General features: G+C 72.8%; 16 protein-coding genes. 9 read left to right on the top strand and 7 right to left on the bottom strand.

Annotated elements, in window-relative coordinates; translation table 11 throughout:
• Positions 1-150 precede the first annotated feature (150 nt).
• Together MXD95_RS24075 and MXD95_RS24070 are read right to left on the bottom strand one after the other, a co-directional pair.
• Positions 151-1563: an FAD-dependent monooxygenase gene (locus tag MXD95_RS24075; RefSeq protein ID WP_250643004.1), complete on the bottom strand. Its 1413-nt coding sequence runs from the start codon at positions 1561-1563 to the stop codon at positions 151-153.
• 35 nt (positions 1564-1598) lie between these two features.
• A complete protein-coding gene (locus MXD95_RS24070) occupies positions 1599-2381 on the bottom strand; it encodes a class I SAM-dependent methyltransferase (protein WP_250643002.1) in 783 nt (260 codons plus the stop codon).
• A 131-nt stretch (positions 2382-2512) separates the two neighbouring features.
• Here MXD95_RS24070 and MXD95_RS24065 point away from each other — a divergent pair, with 131 nt between their 5' ends.
• On the top strand, positions 2513-3118 hold the full coding sequence (locus MXD95_RS24065; protein ID WP_250643000.1) for a TetR/AcrR family transcriptional regulator: 606 nt from the start codon (positions 2513-2515) through the stop codon (positions 3116-3118).
• Between the two features lie 77 nt (positions 3119-3195).
• A complete protein-coding gene (locus MXD95_RS24060; protein WP_250642998.1) occupies positions 3196-4002 on the top strand; it encodes a methyltransferase domain-containing protein in 807 nt (268 codons plus the stop codon).
• Positions 4003-4167: 165 nt separating this feature from the next.
• Here the strand turns inward: MXD95_RS24060 and MXD95_RS24055 are convergent, their stop codons facing one another.
• The 3 genes from MXD95_RS24055 to MXD95_RS24045 all read right to left on the bottom strand — a co-directional run bounded on the left by MXD95_RS24055 (position 4168) and on the right by MXD95_RS24045 (position 5412).
• Positions 4168-4629: a BP74-related protein gene (locus tag MXD95_RS24055; protein ID WP_250642996.1), complete on the bottom strand. Its 462-nt coding sequence runs from the start codon at positions 4627-4629 to the stop codon at positions 4168-4170.
• Positions 4630-4760: 131 nt separating this feature from the next.
• Positions 4761-5168, bottom strand: coding sequence for a hypothetical protein (locus MXD95_RS24050; RefSeq protein ID WP_250642994.1), 408 nt, complete (start codon positions 5166-5168; stop codon positions 4761-4763).
• Complete coding sequence (locus tag MXD95_RS24045) at positions 5158-5412, bottom strand: hypothetical protein (RefSeq protein ID WP_250642993.1); 255 nt, start codon at positions 5410-5412, stop codon at positions 5158-5160. Before MXD95_RS24045 ends, MXD95_RS24050 begins: the two co-directional genes overlap by 11 nt.
• 260 nt (positions 5413-5672) lie before the next feature.
• On the opposite strand from MXD95_RS24045, the gene MXD95_RS24040 reads away from it, so the two are divergent.
• Complete coding sequence (locus MXD95_RS24040) at positions 5673-6311, top strand: maleylpyruvate isomerase N-terminal domain-containing protein (RefSeq protein WP_250642990.1); 639 nt, start codon at positions 5673-5675, stop codon at positions 6309-6311.
• Positions 6312-6380: 69 nt separating this feature from the next.
• On the opposite strand, the gene MXD95_RS28315 is transcribed toward MXD95_RS24040, so the two are convergent.
• Positions 6381-6872 (bottom strand): MarR family winged helix-turn-helix transcriptional regulator, encoded by a 492-nt coding sequence (locus tag MXD95_RS28315; protein WP_250642989.1) that lies wholly within the window; start codon positions 6870-6872, stop codon positions 6381-6383.
• 87 nt (positions 6873-6959) lie between these two features.
• Here MXD95_RS28315 and MXD95_RS24030 point away from each other — a divergent pair, with 87 nt between their 5' ends.
• Both MXD95_RS24030 and MXD95_RS24025 read left to right on the top strand, forming a co-directional pair.
• Complete coding sequence (locus MXD95_RS24030; RefSeq protein ID WP_250642988.1) at positions 6960-7454, top strand: nuclear transport factor 2 family protein; 495 nt, start codon at positions 6960-6962, stop codon at positions 7452-7454.
• Positions 7454-8398, top strand: a complete 945-nt coding sequence (locus MXD95_RS24025; RefSeq protein WP_250642987.1) for a quinone oxidoreductase family protein — start codon at positions 7454-7456, stop codon at positions 8396-8398. Before MXD95_RS24030 ends, MXD95_RS24025 begins: the two co-directional genes overlap by 1 nt.
• A gap of 214 nt (positions 8399-8612) precedes the next feature.
• On the opposite strand, the gene MXD95_RS29035 is transcribed toward MXD95_RS24025, so the two are convergent.
• Entirely contained in the window at positions 8613-9311 is a 699-nt protein-coding gene (locus MXD95_RS29035; RefSeq protein WP_250642986.1) for a class I SAM-dependent methyltransferase, read from the bottom strand.
• 15 nt (positions 9312-9326) lie between these two features.
• On the opposite strand from MXD95_RS29035, the gene MXD95_RS29030 reads away from it, so the two are divergent.
• The 4 genes from MXD95_RS29030 (at position 9327) to MXD95_RS28715 (ending at position 12859) form a co-directional block, all read left to right on the top strand.
• Entirely contained in the window at positions 9327-9902 is a 576-nt protein-coding gene (locus MXD95_RS29030; RefSeq protein WP_250642985.1) for a GrpB family protein, read from the top strand.
• The gene (locus tag MXD95_RS24010) at positions 9860-10249 is read left to right on the top strand and encodes a MerR family transcriptional regulator (protein ID WP_250642983.1); all 390 of its coding nucleotides are present in this window, start codon (positions 9860-9862) and stop codon (positions 10247-10249) included. Before MXD95_RS29030 ends, MXD95_RS24010 begins: the two co-directional genes overlap by 43 nt.
• A 90-nt stretch (positions 10250-10339) precedes the next feature.
• Positions 10340-10759, top strand: coding sequence for a (R)-mandelonitrile lyase (locus tag MXD95_RS24005; protein ID WP_250642981.1), 420 nt, complete (start codon positions 10340-10342; stop codon positions 10757-10759).
• Between the two features lie 405 nt (positions 10760-11164).
• Positions 11165-12859, top strand: a complete 1695-nt coding sequence (locus MXD95_RS28715; RefSeq protein WP_308301569.1) for a transposase — start codon at positions 11165-11167, stop codon at positions 12857-12859.
• Positions 12860-13585 lie beyond the last annotated feature (726 nt).

Below are 13585 nucleotides of genomic sequence, written 5' to 3'. Positions count from 1 at the left end.
GATCAACATGGTTCTTCTACAGGGTTTTCGCGGGCATTTTGTCCACTTTGACCCTGTAGAAGGGCCACGGTCGCACGCTGGCCGCCGCGGTCCTCGCGGCGCGCCCGCCCATCCATGATCTACATGGATGGGCGGGACCAGCCGGGATGGTCAGGGGTTGTCGGGGCTGGTGAGCGCCCCCACCAGGCGTGCCGGCGGAAAGACCCCGAGCAGGTAGCGATCCGGGCGGATGACAGCGACGAGCGGGCGATCGCGCCTGCCCGTCATGCGCAGCACCGTGGCGTCCAGGTCCTCCACGACGGGGCAGGACGAGCAGAGGCGGACCTCGCGGCCAGGACCGCTGATCGTCAGGAGGGTGGCGCCCCGGCGCTCGACCCACGCCCGCGCGGACGGGGGGAGACCGCCGCAGGGGTCGACGCCGAGTCCGAGCAGCGCCCAGGACGGGCCGAGCAGGTCGTCGAGGTGGCAGGTCCCACCGTCCGGCGTGCGCACCCGCGGGTTCGCCACGATCCGGCCGGCCCAGCGGCCCCCCTCCCGTGCGGGCCGGCGGGCCCGAGGCAGACGGGTCCGGGGCCGTGCGGCGCCGGAGCGCAGCGCGTGGCTCAGACCGGGAGTGTGCGCGACGGTGCGCAGCGTCGTGCGCAGCAGCGCCGCGCGGGCCGGGCTGGTGGTCCGCACGACCCCGCCGGCACGGATGGCGCGGGTGGTGATCGCGGCCACCTGGGGTCGGCGTTCGCGCTCGTAGTCGTCGAGCGTGTCGTGGCCGCGCAGCCCGGTGAGGACCTCGGTCAGTCGCCAGGCCAGCGCCGCGGCGTCGCGGATACCGCTGGCGAGGCCCTGCCCGGCGAAGGGGGGCATGGTGTGTGCCGCGTCGCCGGCGAGCAGCACGCGCCCGGCTCGCCACCGGCTCGCCATCCGGGCGTGGAAGGTGTAGACCGTCGCCCGTTCGATCGTGACCGTGGCGGGGTCGACCCAGGCCGAGAGCAGCCGCGCGACGGTCTCCGGCCGGGTCATCCGTTCGGGATCCTCGCCGGGCAGCAGCATCCACTCGAAGCGGTGCCCGCCGGGCATCGGCATGCTCACCCCCGGCCGGCGCGGATCGAGAACGAAGGCGATGTCCGGCGGCACGGGCAGAGCCTCGGCCGAGCGCACGTCGACGACGAGCCAGGGCTGCGCGAAGGTCGTGCCCTCGTAGCCGGCGCCGATCAGCGAGCGCACCGTGCTGGCCGCGCCGTCGCAGCCGACCACATAACGGGCCTGCGCCACGGTGGCGTCGTCCAGCTCGACCTCCACCGCCCCGCAGGCGCCCGCACGCAGCCCGCTCACCCCTGTTCCGAGGCGGACGTCGACCGAGGGCAGGGTGGCGATGCCGGCCCGCAGGGCACGTTCCAGCGAGGGCTGGTGCAGGAACGCCCCGACGGGCACACCCAGCTCCGCCGGGCCCTGGCCGGCGGCGAGCAGGAGGCGCCGGTCCGGTCCGAGGAAGGTCGCCCGGGCCGAGGGCCGCACCTGCTCGAGCAGCCCGGCCAGCCCGGGAAGGCGAACCCCGCCCTCCGTCGGCATCGGGCGAAAAGTCGCGCGCACCGCGGTACTGCCCGTCAGGCGGCGTCGGTGCGTGTCGCGGTGGCCGCCAGGGTGGTGGTGAGGATGGTGAAGCCGCCTCCGATCGTGTCGATGGCGGCCCCGACGCAGTCCAGCACGTCGGCCAGCTTGTCCGGCGGGAGCTGGGTGAGGGCGCCGGTGGTGGGCAGATGGTCCAGCCACTCGTCGCGGGTGTAGGACCGCTCCCAGTCGCATCGCCACTGCTCCGGCTCGCCGAACCCGCCTGCCGTCCGGATACCGTCGGCGGCCTTGGCGAACATCGCCTGGTAGATGTCCGCGGCGGTCCTTGTCGGCTGGTCACGGCCCGCCTGCCGCAGGGGCAACGGCGAGTCGGGTGCCACCTGCCGGTAGACGGCGGTGAACGCTTCCCGTACCTCGGGCGGGGCGTCGAACGCGTGCCCGAACACCGCCAGTCGGCCGCCAGGGCGCAGGATCCGCGCCGCTTTGGCCGCGCCGGCGACCGGGTCCACCCAGTGCCAGGCCTGCCCGCTGACGACCGCGTCGAACAGGCGGCCAGCCGGGTCCCACGCTTCGAAGGTGGCGACCTCGACCTCGACGCCGCTTCGCCGGGCGAACGCGGCCATCCGCGGGTCGGGGTCGACGCCGAGCACCGTCGCGCCGGCGACCTGGAACTGGCGGGCCGCGATGCCGGTGCCGCAGCCGACGTCGAGGGTGTCGGGGCCGGGGCTGGTGGCGACGATCCGTTCCACCAGCGCGTCGGGATAGCGGGGCCGGGCCCGGTCGTACCGCGCGGGGTCCACGCCGAACGATTCGGCCATCTGTCGGTGTTGGTGGGGCTCCTGCTCGGGAGGGCGTGAGGGCTCCCGCGATAGTGTGGGCACGCGCCCACTCTAATGGGCGGGTGCCCATTAGAGTGCCGGGTGAGGATTGCCGAGATGCGGAGGGACGCGTGGTGCCGACAGGGGTGCACCTCCACGACGCGCGCCGGCGGCTGTTCGACGCCGCCGAGCGTGTCCTGCGCCGGGATGGGCCGGGTGCGTTGACCAGCCGGGCGGTCACCGTCGAGGCAGGTGTCGCCAAGGGAGTTCTGCACCGACACTTCGCCGACTTCGACGCTTTCCTCGTCGAACTCGTGGCGGGCCGCGTCGCCCGGATCGAGGTCCAGGCCGCCGCTCTGCGCCAGTCCGCCGGGATTGGCACCGTCGCCGGTAACCTCACCGGCGCGTTGATGGACCTGTTCGACCCGGTCGCCGTGGCGATCGTCGGCCTCGTCATCGGCCGCGACGAGCTGCGCGTCCGGCTGCGCGCGGCCGGGTCCGGTCCGGGTGTCCCGGTCCTGGCCGAGGCCGGTGTCATGCTCGCCTGCTATCTCGCCGACGAGCGCGACCTGGGCCGCGTCGCGGCCGACGTCGACGTCGACTCGCTCGCGCTCACGCTGATCGGGGCCGGGCACCTGCTGTTCGCGGGCCGCCACGACACCCCACCCGACGCCGGAGCCCTCGACAAGGTCGTCACCACGGCCATCGCCGACGTCACGCGAAGACGGCCGCGGTGAGCCTGTTCGTCCCGTACGCTGATGATCGCCCCAGCCTCATACCGTGATGGTCCGTGCGGGTCATCGGAGGTTCGCGCGTGCCCCTCGAACAGCAGCAGCAGCCGCCGCCGTCGCCACGCGACGCCGAGTCCACGGCGCGGCCGCGGTCTGTGCAGGATCTGCTGGCGGAGCTGGTGGTGGACGGGCCGGCGCGCCAGGTGGCCGACCTCGGGGCCGGTTCGGGTCCCACCCTGGTCGAGATCGCCCGCCGCTCGCCGGGCAGCCGGCTGACCGCGGTGGACGTGGACGAGGCGGCGCTGGGCCGGCTCGCGCTGCGGCTGCCCACGGCGCGCATCGTCCGCCATGACCTGGCCGAGCCGCTCACCCTGGCCGAGGGCAGCCTCGACGTGGTCGTCTCGCACAACACCCTGGAATGCCTGGCCGATCCGGCGGCGCTGCTCGGCGAGGTCGCCCGGGTACTGCGCCCCGGTGGACGTGCCGTGCTCGGCCACACCGACTTCGACACGATCGTCGTGACCACGAGCGACCGCGACCTCGCCCGCCGGGTCCTGCGCACCTACGCCGAGCTGCCCGTGCCCTACCCGCACATGGCGGCCACCGACCCGCAGACCGGACGACGCCTGGCCGGGCTCGTCCGTCGCGGTCCCCTGCGCCTGGACACGGTGCACGCCCACACCACCGTCATTCCCACCCTGCCCGAGGCGCTGGCCCACCGGCTGCGCGAGGTCCACACCGCCGTGCGCCGCTGCGCCGCGCGTGGCCGGGGAGAGGTCACCCCCGCCGAGGCCGACGCCTGGTGCGACGAGCTGTACGCCGCCGAGGCCACCGGCGACTTCCTGTTCAGCGAGACCGCCTTCCTCGTCACCGCCCACCGGCCCGCCTGACCGTCCCCGACCTGCCCGACCGCCCGCCGACCTGCCTGACCGTCCCCGGCCTGCCGTCCGTGTTCGGGCCAACCGTTCACCGGCCGCCCGGCCGGCCGGGCGGGGCTTCGCGGGTCCCGGCGCGTCCTGCGGTGCGCCGTGCCGGGACCCGCGGGCGCTCCCCTTCTACGGGGCGGGGATCTCCCGGACCAGGCGCGAGGTCCAGTCGCACCAGAGCCCGCCGGGCAGGAAGGCGCCTCCGGCCTCGTCGAGGTGCTCCTCGACGTACGGGATGGTCGCGTCGCAGACCTCGATGGCCTGGTCGAAGAAGTCGGTCACCTCGGGGTTGTTGTTGAAGCTCCACCACGGGTTGTAGGCGGCCGGCCTCTTGACGATCCGGGTGAGCACGTGAGGCCGATCGTGGGTCTCGCCGCGCAGGAGGTTCCGGGCGTGCGCGATGTCGTCGCTCTGCGTCAGTTTGATGACGAACTCCTGCCGGGTGATGTCGGTGATCACGAAATACGCGGGGCCGGCCGCGGCGGCGCTGGCCTGCGGGCCGGCGGTGGCGGCCTGCGAGGGCGGGGCCGCGACGAAGGCCAGCCCGCCGACAGCGGCCACGGTGGCCGCCTTGATGAACATGCGTCGCATGGGGGGATCTCTCCTCGCTCGGATCGCCGTGCCCGTCACGGCTGACCACGGAAAGAATTGAATCATTGACCCAAAGTCATGAAGTGCAGGTCGGAGTGGGATCTCGGTGAGCGTCGGGGGCCGGGTTCCCGTCAGACCGGGCCACGGCGACGCGGCTGCGGGCGGGGCTGGTCCGGACGCGGCGGTGCGTCCCGGCGCGGTGCGGCATCCGGGCGGTGTAGGTCGGGACGGTGTACTTCGGGGTGTGCGTCGGGGCGGTGTAGGTCGGGACGTAGGTCGGGGCGGTGGGCCTCGGGGTGAGGCGCGGTGTCGGCGGACGGCTCGGCGTCCGGGCCCTCGCCGGGGGCCCACAGGGTGCGGTGGTGCGGGCAGAGCGGGACGTGGCCGCCGCGGGCGGGGATGCCGGCCATGCCGCGGGCGACGCGGGCCAGGTAAGCACCACGGGCCCGCCGGCAGGTTGCGCAGCGTAGTCGGATGAACGGGACGATCGGCTGCTCGCCGCCCTCGACGGGTGGCCCCTCGGTGCCCTCAGCGTCCACGGAGCCTCCCTGATCCGGCGCAGTCCGGGCAGCGCTTGAGATCCTCACCGGAGAACGCCTCCCCGGCGTCCCGTTCGATGGCGGGATTGCCGATCTGCCCCTCACCCTGGCAGCGCGGGCACGCACTCGGTGGCATTCCCGGCGCCCGGCCGTCGATCGGCGTGCGGGCACTGCCGCCGCGCTTGGTACCGGAGCGTCCGGAGCTGACACCACCACCAGTGTTCCCCCGCTTGTTCCAGACCACAGCGTTGCCCCTCGTGACTGTCGGTGAGCGCACAGGCTAGACCACACCGTGGGCGTCCCCGGGCACATCCGAGGGATGTCGCCCTCTGCCGCGCCGTGTTGACCTGGCACGACGGGCCTGGGCGGGCAGCGTCGGAGACGACGGTCGCCGTCCCGGGCGGGGCATGCGCGCGGCTGGGGCGGGCGACCGGCGGCCGGCGGCGAACGCCGGGTGTGGCGGCCCCGTGACCGGCGGGCGGCGCGAGGCGCCAAGATGGGGCCATGACCTCGATCGGGCGGATCTTTCTGGACACCGCCGTGTCCGCGGCAGGCCTGTTGCGCGCGCCGGAACTCACCGAACGGTGGGACTCACCCAGCGCGCTGGCGCAGTTCCAGGTCAGCGGGCTGGCGGGGCATCTGGCCTGGCAGATCCTGGCCGTGCCCGGCCGCCTGGGCACCGCGACCTCGCACGGCGAGCCGATCACGCTGCTCGAGCACTACACGACGGCGCCCTGGGTCGGCGCCCCACCGCAGGACGAGCTCAACGTCCGCCTGCGCGCGTTCGGCGAGACGACCGCGGCCGGCGGCCCCGGCGCGCTGGCCGACGAGGTCGACGCGGCGCTGGCCGAGCTGCGGGCGATCCTGCCGGGCGTGCGGGCCGGCGACGTCCTGACGTTGGGCGCGGTGGCGCCGACCCTGACCATCGACGACTACCTGAGCACCCGCGTCCTGGAACTGGCTGTGCATGCCGACGACCTCGCCGTCAGCCTCGGCGTGCCGACCCCGGCGTTGCCGCAGCCCGCGACCGACCTGGTCCTCGCCCTGCTGGCCCGCGTCGCCGCCCGCCGGCACGGCCCGGTGGCCGTCCTGCGCGCCCTGTCCCGTGCCGAACGCGCCCCCGCGACTATCTCCGCGTTCTGAACCGCCGCGGCACCCGCCGGACGCGCCCCGCGCCGCACGCGGGCGGCCACCGGAGCGTGGCCGCCGCCGTCATGGACATGCCAGGTCGTCGAGGGGCGGCGTGGGATGGTTGATGAGCAGATCGAACGCCGTTTCGATGGTGCGGGCCTCCTCGGCGCTCAGCCGGCCGAGCACCTCGGCGAGCCAGTCGCGGCTGTGGCACAGCGCCGCTGACGCGGCGGTCCCCTCGGCGGTCGCGGCGATGACCTTGACGCGCCCGTCTCGCGGATCGGGTCGCCGTTCCACCAGGCCAAGGGCGATCAACCGGTCGACCTTGGCGGTGAGGTTGGACGGGTCGCAGCCGAACTGCGCGGCGAGCTCCTTCATCGACGACGGCCGCAGCGCCGCGAACCCGAGCACGCGCGCCTGGGCGAGCGTGAGCCCGGCGCGATGCGCCGAAACCTCGAAGTCGAGCAGGTAGGCGCCGACGAAATCGAGCATCGACCTGCGGATGTGGGGGAAGCGTCCGCGTGCCAGCTCCCCGGTCAGCGTCTCCGCGGTGAAGGTCGGTCGCACGCTCACCCCCCCAGGCTACGTGAGACTCTCCGGAAACTGCCTGATAGTCTCAGGTATATACCTGAAAGTCTCAGATAGTTGGAGGGAGTGGCGATGGCTGGCACCAAGAGCCCCGAACGCGAGATCAGTGAGGTCACGGCTCGCTACGTCCGCGCGGCCGACCACCGCGACGGCGACGCGATGGCGGCCCTGTTCACCGACGACGCCGTCGTGGACGTCTACTACGCCCACGACGGCGTACGCGCGCCGCTGGGCAGCGTGCGCGGCGCGGCGGCGATCGGCCAGGCCGTCGCCGGGCTGATGGCCCCGCATCCGCCGCGTGGTTGGAGCCACCACACCACGTTCAACCATCTCGTGGACGTGGACGACGACACGGCCACCAACGACGCGCAGTTCCTCGTCTACAACGTCGTCGGCACGGCCGAGCCCGACGGCGGCTGGCCCGCGGGCGTCTTCGGCGCCCAGGGCACGATCACCCCCATCGAGTCCGGATACACCCGCTCCCGGCTACGCCGCGTCGACGGGCGCTGGCTGATCACCTCGATGGAGATCAGCCACGACCTTCCCTACGTTCTGCCGAGGAACTGATGCTCGCCGTGCGCCGCACCGCCGCCGGGCTGCAGATCGCCGACCGGGACCAGGCTCCCCCCGCGCCCGGCTGGACGACGGTGACGCTGCGGTGCGCCTCGGTGAACCACAGCGACCTGATGGCCGCGCGGGCCGCCGGGGGCGACCAGCCCCGCGTGCTCGGCTCGGACGGGGCGGGCGTCGACCAGGACGGCAACGACGTCATCATCTACCCCATCCTGGCCGCGCCCAGCTACGCCGACCCCATGCACGACCCCGGCCTGCGCATGCTCTCGCAGGGCGTCGACGGGACCTGGGCGCAGCGTGTCCACGTGCCGCGCGCCAACGTCATCCCCAAGCCCGCGGAGCTGTCCTTCGAGGAAGCGGCGTGCCTGGGTACCGCCTGGCTGACCGCCTATCGGATGCTGTTCGGCCGCGCCGATCTGAAACCCGGCGAGACGATCCTCGTCCAGGGCACCGGCGGCGGCGTCACGACCGCGCTGATCAGCCTGGGCGTCGCGGCCGGGATGCGGGTCTGGGTGAGCGGCCGAGACCCCGAACGCCGCCGACGCGCGGTCGAGGATCTCGGCGCGCACGGCGCGTACGCCCCGGGCGAGACCCTGCCGGAACCCGTCGACGCGGCCCTGGACTGCGTCGGAACGGCCACGATCGCCCACTCGCTGCGCTCGGTCCGCAACGGTGGCCGCGTGGTCACCGCGGGCGCGGTGACCGGGGCGGCGGCGGACCTCGACCTCGCGGACCTGTTCGTCCGGTCGATCACCCTGCACGGCAGCGCGATGGGCAGCCCCGAGGAGCTGCGACGGCTGGCCCGACACTGCGCGAGCACCGGCGTACGACCCCTGATCGACAGCACCTGGGCGCTGCCCGACGCCCGTGACGGCATCAACCGCGCCCTCGCGGGCAAGCAGTTCGGCAAAGTGGTGATCCGCTGCGACCAACGCTGAGACGCCATCGCCGTGCCGCGGCTACCTGCCGCGCCGCGGCGATGGCCAGGCCGTCGCACGCGATGATCCAGGTGACATCGGGCACCGGGCACGCGGTACGTCGGACGGTGCGCGTGCCGCCGAGGACGTCGCAGGTGGTCCGGGCCCGACCGGGGGATCGGGCGGGCACTGGCCGTTCTGCTGTGATGGACCCTCATGCTCCGCGAGAAGAACCCTACGAGGGTCGCTGCCACAGCAGGGTGTAGCGGAACAGCAGCCGGCGGCGGAACTGGCAGCCGGGCAGCAGCTCACCGGCGAGGACGCGCATCTGCCGGTAGGTCAGCGGCGGTGGCCACACCGTGGGCGAGGGCTGGTGCCACTGGCCCCGGCGCACCCGCAGCACCCGGTTCGCCAGCACCCCCACGGCCGCGTACGGCAGGTCGCGAGGCCCGCTGACACGGGCGAGGCCGACGACGGCGAGCACCCCGCCGGGCCGCAGCAGCTCCCGCATCCGGGTGAGGGCGGCGGCGGCGTCCATGTGATGCAGCGCAGCCACCGAGGTGATCATGTCGAAGGAGCCCGGCGCCAGCGGATGGATCAGCACGTCCCCCACGACATAGTCGATGCCGGACCCGCCCCCGCCGCTCGCGTCGGCCCCGCCACCTGATCCGAGGGCATCCGCCCCCGCGCCCGCGCCGCCCGCCCCCGCGCCGCCGTCCGCGCCGTGCGCGCCCGCGCCGACGCCGTGCGTACTGGTGGCCTGCGCGGGTGCGGCGGACGGGCCGGTGGTGCAGAAGTGGGCGCGGGCCGCGGCGATGCTGGGCTCGTCCCGGTCGAGGCCGGTGACGTGCGCCACCGCCGGGCGCAGGGCGCGGGCCAGCATCCCCTCGCCACAGCCGACGTCCAGGACGGTGTCGGCACCGGGCGGCACCACCGCCAGGATCCACCGGTGATAGTGGATGTTGTGATTCCACCGTCCGTTGTCATGCGGGCACGCCACGGGCGCATTCTGACAGGTACGGAGAACGCCGGTGCGGACGTCCTGGCCGGGCGGGTGCGTGGGGTCGAGGTGATCGGCTCCTCGCCGGTTCCCGACCTGCCCGCGAAACCGATCATCGATCTGGCCGTCGGCCTCCCGGCGGACGCGGTCCCGGCGCCCTGCGCTGGCGCGGCGAACCCGGCTGGTCCGATCATGCCCACCGATGCGGTCATCCCGCCCGATCCGGCCCTCCACCCGGGTCCGGCGATCCCGGCCGATCCCACCGTCCCGACCACCCCGACCACCCCGGCCGTCGCGGCCCGGTTGGCGCCCGACGGGTGGATCTCCCGTGGCGACGGCGGCGTGGGCGGCGGCGGCCACGTGTTCATCACCGCCCTGCTGGGTTCCGCCGCGCATCCAGCCCCCTGGATGTTGCGGGTCATGAGGTTGTTGGCGGCGGATCTCGCTGCTGGCATGCCCGGGGAGATCGTACGGTCGAAGCCATGGTGGAGTACATCGGTGCGGCTGCCGCACAGTCGGGCCTGAGTGTGGACACGATCCGCTACTACGACACGCTCGGGCTCCTGTACTTCGCTGATCGCGACCCGGCTGGGAGGCGGCGGTTCAGCGACGACGCGGTGCGTTGGCTCGTCTTCCTACGCCAGATGCGTGCGACCGGCATGCCGCTGAGACAGCTGCGTGAGTACATCGAGCAGCGAGAACAGGGACGCGACGGTGTCGGCGGGGTTCTTCACGTCCTGCGCGAGCACCAGCGGGCAATGCTTGCCGCTCGTGCCGAGTTGGACGACTGCCTGGCGATGGTCGAAGGCAAGATCACGAAGTACGAGCAGCTCGCGCGCACCGGTCAACCTCCGGGTGCCCCGCAGGTTTGACCTTGAGTCCACTCCAGCACCTAGCGTCGGCCGCGCCGGCGGCCACCCGACTGTCCGGTTCACCCGCGCCATCAGTTGGAGGCCGACACCATGATCGTCATTCGCACCCATCCAGACAGCACGCCGGCACCGGCCGAACGATTCACCGGAAGCGTCTTCGTCGACGAGTTGGCCATCGCCGAAACGCCGTCACGCCTGCGAGCGTTCTCCGTCCACTTCACACCCGGAGCGCGTTCGGCCTGGCACTGCCACCCGTTCGGTCAGATCCTGCACGTCACCGAGGGGGTGGGTCGCGTCCAGGCTGAGGGCGGACTGCTTCACGAGATCCGTGCTGGCGACACCATCGTCACCAATCCGGGCGAGTACCACTGGCATGGCGCGGCGCCTGGGACCTTCATGACCCATATCGCAATCCAGGAAGCCGACGACGACCGCGTCGACGCCTCCTGGCGCGAGCATGTCGATGTGAGCACCTACACCGCGACACCCGACGCGCAGCCACCGACGTGATTCTCGGATGGGCCGACGTCCGGGCAAGCCGGACGTCGGCCAGGAGACCTACACAGTGACGCACGGCAATGCGCCGTTGCCGGTCGAGGGCCGACACAGGAGACGTCACGCCGTGTCGATGATGCATGGTGCCCCTGCCGTCACCGTCAGTGTCGGTCGTCACGACGAGCGAGCCCTCTCCCCACCCGCCGACCCGCCACTGCCCTCCCCGCCGCCGCGCGTGACGACGGATCGGCCCCGGAAGACCTCCGTGTCGCTTCTACAGATCCTGCTGGTCAATTCGGCTTGTGGCCGCGGTGGCGGGTTGTTGATCTCTGTGGTGGAGGGTGCGGGGCCGGCCTGCTTTTCCGCTGATCCTGGCCGTGGTGGGGGTGTGGGATGTCGATGCGGCCGGAGCCGTGGCCCGTGGTGCCGGAAGCGACCGCGCGGGCGGCGCGGGCGGCGGCGCGGCGGGGTGCCTATCCGTTGGCGATGCGGGTGCGTGACGAGTTGGGGGAGCTGTTCGCGGACGGTGAGTTCGCGGCGGCGTTCGGGCGGCGGGGCCGTCCGGGTTGGTCGCCGGGGCGGTTGGCGTTGGTGACGGCGTTGCAGATGGTGGAGAACCTCTCGGATCGGGCGGCGGCGGCGCGGGTGCGGTTCGGGATGGACTGGAAGTACGCGCTGGGTCTGGAGCTTGACGACGAGGGGTTCGACCCGTCGGTGCTGGTGGAGTTCCGGGATCGGCTGGTGCGCCACGGGTTGGAGGAGAAGGCGCTGGATCTGCTGCTGGCCGCGCTGGTCGGCCGTGGGCTGCTGGGGGCGGGGGGTGGTGCGCGCAGCGACTCGACGTCGGTGGTGGCGGCGGTGCGCGACCTCAACCGGATGGATCTGGCCGGGGAGTCGGTGCGGGCCGCTGTGGAGGTGCTGGCGGTGGCGGCGCCGGACTGGCTGGCCGGGGCGGTGCAGGTGGCTGCCTGGTCGCGGCGGTACGGCCGCCGGGTCGACGCGTGGGGGGTGGCGGCGGCGTCGACGGCGGACCGGGAACGGCTCGCGCACGACTACGGCGTCGACGGGTTTGCCCTGCTGACGGCCGTGTACGACCCGGCCACGCCGGGTTGGCTGGCCGAGCTGCCCGCCGTCGACGTGCTGCGCCGGGTCCTGGTCCAGAACTATGTCCGCACCCTCGACGCGGACGGCCGGGAGGTGGTCAGACGGCGGGAGACCCAGGACGGTCTCCCGCCGGGCAGAACCCGACTGACCTCCCCCTACGACCTCGACGCCCGGCGGACCGCCCGCCACACCACCACCTGGACTGGCTACAAAGTCCACCTGTCCGAGACCTGCCAGCCCCTCGGCCCGGACGGCCGGCCCGCCCCGGGCAGCCCACCGAACCTGGTCACGAACGTGGCGACCACCGAGGCGACCGTGACCGACAACGCCATGACCGCGATCCTCCAGACCCAGCTCGCCACCCGCGGACTGACCCCCGCCCGCCACTACCTCGACGCCGGCTACGCCTCGGCCGCACTCGTCCTCGACACCGCCCGCACCCACGGAACCGTCCTGGTCACCCCGCTGCTCACTAACAACTCCCCCCAGGCCAGAGCCGGCAACGGCTACGACCAGACCGCCTTCACCATCGACTTCGACCAGCGGCAGGCCACCTGCCCCCAGGGCAGGACCTCGAACACCTGGAACCCCGTGCGCCCCCACGGCAAAGACGCCATCCACATCACCTTCGGCGCCATGACCTGCCGGCCCTGCCCCGCCCGCCCCCAGTGCACGACCTCCCGCAACGCCCGCCGCACCCTGCTCGTGCGCCCCCGAGAGATCCACGAATCCCAGCAGGCAGCCCGCGCCCTACAGACCACCCCCGACTGGAAAAACGACTACAAACAGCGCGCCGGCGTCGAGTCCACCATCCACCAGGCCATCACCACCACCGGAATCCGCCGCACCCGCTACCGAGGACTCCCCAAAACCCACCTCCACCACGTCTACGCCGCCGTCGCCCTCAACCTCCTACGACTCGACGACCACTGGAACAACCAACCCTTCGACCGCACACGCACCAGCCACCTCGCCCGCCTCGCAGCCACCCAACCCCCACCACCGAATTGACCAGCAGGATCTCTACAGGGTTACGAAGGTACAAATCGGACGGAAAACCGGTAGAGGCGCCACGCCCGCTCGTCGGCGGCGCCACCACCCCCGAAAGCCGTCACGGACAGTGAGACTCATCGGGTAAACCCGGCCGCGAGCCGGAGCTCCACGAGAGGCACCCCAGGGCGCGCGTCCGGTTGTGATCACAGCCATGGGGAACCCTGACCCGGATCACCGCCGCCCCGACCCTCCCTCAGGTCACGATCGGTAGCCGAAATGGGGCGGGTTCGCCGCGCGAAGTCGATCTTTGTGTCCTTCTGGGGGGTTCCGTGTCCGATTCGTCCCCCCAGAAGGACCCATAAAGGATCACGGCCGCCCGATGCCCCCGTTTGGCCGTCGCGGATCGTGACGATCGGGGCCTGCGTGGTTCCCTGCCGCACCCTGATCGCGACCGCGCCTCTCGACAGGCCCACGTCGCCCCGCCGGGCGACCGAGAGCCGGCACTCGACCCGCCGGGCCACCGAGGCTCGGCCACGCCTTCGTCGGGAAGGTCGCCGCACACATACAGGTCGATGATATCGGCGAGTTCCCATCGTCCCTCGTGAAGATACGGGCCGGGGCCATGCAGCCGTGCCGCGTCCAGTGCACCACGCACCGTCGGATCACTCGAGGATGAGAATCCGCTCGCCGGCGTGACGCGTGACGATGTCCCGCAAACAACCGGTCGCCCGTGCGAGGAACGCG

Source organism: Frankia sp. AiPa1 (assembly GCF_023243075.1).
In the GTDB taxonomy this organism is placed as follows: Bacteria; Actinomycetota; Actinomycetes; order Frankiales; family Frankiaceae; genus Frankia.
The sequence above is the reverse complement of the archived record's forward strand: the minus strand, read 5'-3'. Positions and strand labels throughout refer to the sequence as shown.